Genomic DNA, 6,369 nt, shown 5'->3' on the forward strand with positions numbered 1-6,369 from the left:
ACAACTAGCGGTAATTCACGAAGTTGATGATGTCGTTGAGGAACCACGGAAGAATCAGTTGCGTGTCGGGGTCGCTTACGCCCACGGTGAGTCTCGGCGGCTTCGAACCGGGCGCGCCGGGCTTCGCGGAATCGGGCGTGTGCAGCATGTAGGTGTCCGTGTCGGCAGCGGGCGGCGGCGATGAAGCACAACCGGCAAGCAGGAACGCGATGAACGCTGCACAGCACAAACGCTTCATGATCGGCAATCTCCTGCCACGTGACATTGAGAAGCCCAAGCGTACCATCGGCCCTCCCGCGGCCGTGCGCAGATGTGCATGCGCCGGAAATGCAGAGCTAATTCGGCGCGAACACTTTGGCGCTTATTTAGCACGCAATTCCACGTCTGAAATTCGCCATCTATACAGGATTGGGAAAAACGAATAATCGCGATTTTGAAAGGCACACGCTGCACAACGCCAATACGTGCAACGTGGCCTTTTCGAAAACGTGTGATGCGCTTAGCGGAATCCGTAAACGAGAACTTTCTTCCCCTCGAATTGCTCTTGCACACCTTGATCGCAATTCGGCGGACACGTCGTGCCGTCGGCGGCGGGACCGGACGACGGCGAGTATGCTTTATTGACAACGGATTCGATGAGCGTGCCGTCGTCGGAAATCACGATTTGCAGGTCGGTTTCCACGCCTGCCGGTACAGGGCCGCCACTGCCGTAAACCACTTTCATCGTGCCTGTGCAATCGGAATTCACTGTGTAGGTGCCGCTCTGGTACGGATTGAACGTAGTCTGCCCGCCTTTGGGCAACCCATTGATCATGCCGAAGTCAGTGCGCGTGAATTTACCTGAACCGTCGAACGTCACGATGGCAACATCATCGAGCGTAGACGGTGAGGAAAATGGGTGCAGCTTGTTATTGCCGTCCAGCAAGCCGAGAATTTCGCCATGTCCGTGAAATCCGTAAGGTCCACTTAGCATTGCACGCGAACACAGGCCTCCGGCCTGCGCGACGCTGCTGAGCGAGAGAAGTGCGAAGGCTGCTACCGGCATAATTCGTGAATGCTTGATCTTCATGGTCATCTCCTTGTCACCGTGTCAGGCGCCGGGCTCCATAACGCGCAGCGGGCCAACCCACTCGTTCGCAAAGGCCCCGGCAAGTGCCGGTGCGCGCTGCGCTTCCTAAGCCTATGGAACCGTGCACGCTCGCGCCTCCATCAATTGATGGAGAGATCGAGCGAGAGGGAGATTTCGTGTGCGGACAAATGACAGGAGTACGGTGCAACGGTATTAGGGCTTCACCGCGTATTGCACCAGTTCGATCTCGTTCGTCGCGGGCGCGCCCCTGCCGGCCAAACGGCCTTGAAACGCTTCACGCACCACACGCTTGACGCTCGGCGCATACCAGAGCGTTTCCTCCATCGGGCCGCCGCCCGCACCATACTGCGGCTGCCAGACACCGCTCATCGTGATCTTGATCGCGGAGAAAGCGCCCGCCTTCGTCTTGACCGTCTCCACGCCGTCCACTTCACATTGGGCACGGCGCTGCACCCTCATGCCTGAAGGGGCAGTGGCCACGCAGTCCGCCTCGTAGCGCTCGCCGGCGCGCAACGGAAAATGCAGGACAATCGCGCACGCGCGCGCGTCGGCGCCATTGGGAATGACGTTGGCCTCGGAGGTGAGTTCCAGACGTGCGCCGCCTGGCCCGATCAGCAGCGACGCGCTGCCGTCCGCGTGGACGGACGTCACGGTTTGCGTGAAGGTTCGACTCTTGCCGGACAACGGGTCGGACCGCTCGAAGGTCCAGTTGTCTCCCACTTTGTAGTGGGGCGCATCCTGAGGCAGCACAACGGCAGCGGTGTCGAGCGCGAAACCGGACGGGGCGAGCGGCCCCGCCCCCAGCACGCACACGACGCCGATCGCCGCGGCGCGACGCGCACGTGGCCTCATTGGCCCTGCTTCTGCAGATATTGCTGCACGTCGCTCATCGACACACGGCCCGTATGCGCCGTATCGATCTGATCGAAATGCTGCGCGATATACCCGAGCCCACTGCTTTGCGCCTGAGCTTTCGTGATCGACGCACCGTTGCTCAATGCGGAATTCGCGCCCAGTCGCACCGCCACGCGCTGTTGCGCCTGCTGCTGCAATTGCGTACCCGTGGAGGGCGTGAGCGGCACTGGCCGGTTCGACGGGAAAAATGGGCCGTCCACACCGTGGCCGCCCTTCGGGAGTTGAACGGGCGCCACGGCCTGCGTTGCGGCCTGAGCGTTGGCCAGTGTGACCACGCCAACCGCGCACGCCATGAGCGGCGTAATGCACCACAGCTTGTTGAATATAGACATGATCGCTCGCCTTCAATGAGTAAGGACCGAGGCCCGCAATCGAATCACGTATATCGATGCGCGACGCAAGCCCCGGCCTGTAACGTTATTGACCCGCTGCCGCGACTGCCGTTGAAGTCGGCGTGCCCGCCGGACTCTCGTCGGGCCACGGCTGCGGAAGCGTCCAGAGCGAAAGCGCCAATGGTATGGGTTGACCACCATAGTAGCTCACGAGGTCGGCCTTCATTTTCGGGCGCGCAACGTCGTCCAGATAAATCATATGACCGCCCTGGAAGAAGTTCACCTGCAGATTCGGGTTCAAACCGGCCACCGTTTGCAGGCGCGCAAGCTGCTTTTCGGTGTTGAAGAACGGCGTGGCGAGATCGTGATAGCCGTTCTCCGCCAGCACCTTGAGTTTCGGATTGAGCTGGATCGCGCCGAGCAGGTCGGGCAGCGTATCGGGCAGCGGCTGGCCGTCGTGCGAGAAGTCCCAGACCTCGATGATATTGTCGTTCAGCGGCATATACGTCGCACGCGGCGCCTTGTAGCCGAGATAATCCGGCATCTGCGTGGCCAGCGCTGTCGTGAACGGCTGCGAGATGAGGATGTCCGATGGGTCGCCGTCGCTCTGCAGGCGCGGATCCGAATTGGGCAACGACACGCGCCCGTCGTAACGACCGATCGTGGTGCCCGGGATCAGTTCGTTACTGAAGGGATTCACGTTGAAGTAGCCATTAAGCGCCTGCAAGGTGAGACTCGAAGGCCAGCGCCACGAATCCAGCGTTTTCTCGGGCGGAAAGACCGGCTTGCCTAGCGCGTCGGGAATGCCGAGTTGACTCAGCACCCACGATTGCGCGTATTTCCGGAAATGCTGGTACTGGCCTGTCGCGAAGATCTCCGACTGCAGCGCAAAGAGACCTTGATCGATCATTGGCGGCGAAACCAGATTGAAGTAGGCGGCCACCTCGGCATAGCCCGGGTAATAGCCCGCGAGCGTATCGGTGTCGAGCTGCAAGCCTGCGGTTGATTCCGTGATCGCCGTCGCCTCGATCGCATCGGCAAAGTAGTTGAGGATGGACGACTGCAGCACGATGCCGGTCAGTTGCACGCCCGCCGCTTCGAGCGCGAGCGCAAGCATGTCGGTGCGCGGCGTGCCATACGATTCGCCGTACAGATAAATCGGCGAGCTGCCGCGATTGTTCACCGCCAGATAGCGCTTGATGAAATCGCGCATCACGTCCACGTCTGAATCGCAGCCCCAGAACTTCTGGTTCGTGTTCGGCAGGATGGCCTCGGAAAGCCCCGTGCCCGGCGGGTCGATGAACACCATGTCCGTGGTGTCGATCAGGCTCTCTGCATTGTTGACGAGCGGAAAGTTCGGCCAGTTGGTGAGCAGCGGATCGGGAGTGGCGACACGCGTGGGCGCAAACGAGCCGAGACGCAGCCAGATCGACGACGAGCCCGGGCCACCGTTATAGATGAACGTGACCGGCCGCGGCGAACCGTTCGTGCTCGGCGCGGTATAGGCAACATACGACATCGTCGCTTCCGGATTGCCGTTTGAATCGGAGGCGGTCAAATGGCCGGTTGTCGTCGTGTAGTTGATGGTCGTTTTGCCCGAGGTCCACTGGTAATGCATGATCGCGGCCTTTTCTGCGACCTGCGACACTGCAAGACCATCGGTGGCGTTCGGCGAATAGGCAATCGGGTCCGTGTAAGGCTGATTTGATGAATTCGGTGTTTGCGCAGCGGCCTTCGCGCTTGCCGCAACCTGGTTCATCGCAGTTGCGGCGGACGAAGACGGACTGCCGTCCCCACCGCCGCAACCCGCAAGCATCAGCACGCCTATCGCGATTGCGCCCGTATGACGCAACGGGTTCCGACTACGGCTACAACCCACGCTGGATGTACTCTCCGGATGCATTGTTATACCCCTTCGAATGATGACGTCACACTACGCGGGGGCCGCACTCGCCGGAAATGAGGCCTTGAAAAAGGCATCGAAATTCAAATGCAATTGCCGGCATATGGCGGCTGACATTTCACTTTCCATTCCTGACAAAGTCGATTCATTTCAGGCGTTATCTATTTATTCTGGATAACTAAATAACCCATAGCGCATCGAGCGAAAACATCGAGTTTCGCTGACATGATTTCGCTGGAAATATTTGGTAATGGAGGATGGCAGAGGAAAAATAGGAGTCGCCACAGCACTTTGTCAAGGGATACTTTTGGAACCTATGCGTGCTGATTCGTTGCGTACGCAGCAATTCCATCCAGCAAGAAACGGCCACGCGCACACCTGCCGGCAATGCAAGATCTCGTTGCAACGCGACCGTGCGCGAGCGCCGAATGGCAGGCTCGACAATGCCCCACGCGGGGGGTGTCAAGATGATTGCAATCCGTGGTTTGAGATCGAAAGCCTGTGTGTTCCCAATTGGGGACACACTTCCCGATCGATGCGGGACGCTAAAGAAGCACGTTCGGTCGTTTAGCTATTTTGATAAATAAAAGCCGCTTGTACGCGAAACACGCTTACACGGTAAAAAATTCCGCAACTCAATCTTCACCAGAATAAAGTCAAGACGCATATGTGCGCCAGGTAACAACGGCGATTGACGCGCTGTGGGAAATCAACCATATTTTCCTCACGCGGCTGTGCTCGGTCCGGCCACGCCGCTTTCCTGTGCATGCAGATCGTGAGTTCCGCGAGGCGTCGCGCTTCGCTTCAACGACGATTCTGAGCATGCCGAAATGGCATCGCCATAACGGTGGGACGACATCATGTCCGCTCAGATTGGTCGCGACCATAACTTCCCCACGGCGTGCAAGCGCTGCGGCGGCCTGTTGTACGAGAACTTCGAATTCTGCCCTTACTGCGGCACGGATCTCCCGCTCGACAAAGTTTCACTCGGCACCCATCCGAAAGCCACGCTGACACCGCTCGAAGCGACAGCGGCGACGCCCCCTGCCCCCGCGGCCGCGAAGATGGCGCCGGCGGGCATGCCCGCGTCCGATGTGCCATCGCTGAACCCAGGCTACCCGCAGGCCGCGCAGAGCGGCGCACAGCATGCCACGCAGCACGCCATGCCACTTGCACACAGTGTGCAGTTTTCACAGATGAGGCAGTGGATCTTTCCCAGGGGCCTGTTCGTCGTCGCATTGATTCTCGTGTTCGCGTACGGCACGTATTTGCTGCTCGGTACGAACCGCCAGCGGGAGAGCACGGCCAGCGAAGAGACGCTGCACTCTTCGGGTGGCTCGGTTTCGACCAATGCGCCTCGGCAACAGTCGGACGAAACGCCCGTTGCTGCGGGAACAGAGACCCACGCCGCGCCCCAATCGCCCCCGCCGGATGCGCACGCCACGCCGCAATTGACCGATGTGGCCGACGGCCTGCGTGTCGCGCGTAACAGCCTTGCGCAGAACAACCTGTTCGACGCGAGGGCCGCGGCCAATGCCGTGCTCGCACGCGACACGGACAACGAGGAGGCGCACGCGCTACAAAGCGAGATCTCGGCGCGCGAGCAACGGCGCGATAGCGCGTTGCAAAGCGCCGACCGCTGCGCCGCGCAGGGTGCCTGGGCCTGCGTGCAACAACAGGCTTCGGAGGCGCTGGCGATCGACTCGAGCAGCCAGGCCGCGCAATCGCTGATGCAGCGCGCCATCGTATCGACCGCCTGGAAACCGCTGAACTCATCCAATGGCGCCGCGCAGGCGAACACGGCGGCACCCGTGCCGCACGCCGCGAACACCGTACGGCTGCCGTCGTCGCAGGATTGGAACACCAGCGCTTCGCCGCCGCCACTGCCCGGTGCAACGACCGCGACCAATGCAACGAACGCAACGAATGCAACGAATGCAACAACCGCGACCAATGCGACAAACACGACGAACGCGGCGACAGCCTCCAGTCCCGCCAGCAACGACAACAGCGTCGAAGCACGGGAGCGCGCAATCTTGCAGAATGGCTGGACGCGCGCCGCGCCACCAGGCGCTTCGCATTGAGAAGGAATACAGAACATATCGAAGTCAGCCGTACATCACAAACAG

General features: G+C 60.3%; 6 protein-coding genes. 1 reads left to right on the top strand and 5 read right to left on the bottom strand.

Annotation, left to right across the window (positions count from 1 at the left end):
- Window positions 1-4: 4 nt before the first annotated feature.
- The 5 genes from U5A57_RS12760 to U5A57_RS12780 form a co-directional block, all read right to left on the bottom strand.
- Window positions 5-238 carry a hypothetical protein gene (locus U5A57_RS12760; protein ID WP_321911304.1) on the bottom strand — a complete coding sequence of 78 codons (234 nt, stop codon included), beginning with the start codon at window positions 236-238 and terminating at the stop codon, window positions 5-7.
- 261 nt (window positions 239-499) lie between these two features.
- Window positions 500-1,069 carry a hypothetical protein gene (locus U5A57_RS12765; protein ID WP_321911308.1) on the bottom strand — a complete coding sequence of 190 codons (570 nt, stop codon included), beginning with the start codon at window positions 1,067-1,069 and terminating at the stop codon, window positions 500-502.
- Between the two features lie 213 nt (window positions 1,070-1,282).
- Window positions 1,283-1,942: a hypothetical protein gene (locus U5A57_RS12770; RefSeq protein ID WP_321911312.1), complete on the bottom strand. Its 660-nt coding sequence runs from the start codon at window positions 1,940-1,942 to the stop codon at window positions 1,283-1,285.
- Window positions 1,939-2,298 carry a 2-oxoglutarate dehydrogenase gene (locus U5A57_RS12775; RefSeq protein ID WP_415774614.1) on the bottom strand — a complete coding sequence of 120 codons (360 nt, stop codon included), beginning with the start codon at window positions 2,296-2,298 and terminating at the stop codon, window positions 1,939-1,941. The genes U5A57_RS12770 and U5A57_RS12775 overlap by 4 nt, the downstream gene beginning before the upstream one ends.
- 124 nt (window positions 2,299-2,422) lie before the next feature.
- A complete protein-coding gene (locus tag U5A57_RS12780; RefSeq protein WP_415774610.1) occupies window positions 2,423-4,240 on the bottom strand; it encodes a S10 family serine carboxypeptidase-like protein in 1,818 nt (605 codons plus the stop codon).
- Window positions 4,241-5,100: 860 nt separating this feature from the next.
- On the opposite strand from U5A57_RS12780, the gene U5A57_RS12785 reads away from it, so the two are divergent.
- Window positions 5,101-6,324, top strand: a complete 1,224-nt coding sequence (locus U5A57_RS12785) for a zinc ribbon domain-containing protein (protein ID WP_321911315.1) — start codon at window positions 5,101-5,103, stop codon at window positions 6,322-6,324.
- The last annotated feature ends 45 nt before the right edge of the window (window positions 6,325-6,369 follow it).

The sequence above is a fragment of the Paraburkholderia sp. J11-2 genome, assembly GCF_905220185.1.
GTDB lineage: Bacteria > Pseudomonadota > Gammaproteobacteria > Burkholderiales > Burkholderiaceae > Paraburkholderia.

Bases quoted from the DNA above. Each gene is read 5' to 3' on its own strand.
- U5A57_RS12780 (WP_415774610.1), bottom strand. From the start codon at position 4,240: ATGCATCCGGAGAGTACATCCAGCGTGGGTTGTAGCCGTAGTCGGAAC.
- U5A57_RS12775 (WP_415774614.1), bottom strand. From the start codon at position 2,298: ATGGCGTGCGCGGTTGGCGTGGTCACACTGGCCAACGCTCAGGCCGCA.
- U5A57_RS12785 (WP_321911315.1), top strand. From the start codon at position 5,101: ATGTCCGCTCAGATTGGTCGCGACCATAACTTCCCCACGGCGTGCAAG.
- U5A57_RS12760 (WP_321911304.1), bottom strand. From the start codon at position 238: ATGAAGCGTTTGTGCTGTGCAGCGTTCATCGCGTTCCTGCTTGCCGGT.
- U5A57_RS12765 (WP_321911308.1), bottom strand. From the start codon at position 1,069: ATGAAGATCAAGCATTCACGAATTATGCCGGTAGCAGCCTTCGCACTT.
- U5A57_RS12770 (WP_321911312.1), bottom strand. From the start codon at position 1,942: ATGAGGCCACGTGCGCGTCGCGCCGCGGCGATCGGCGTCGTGTGCGTG.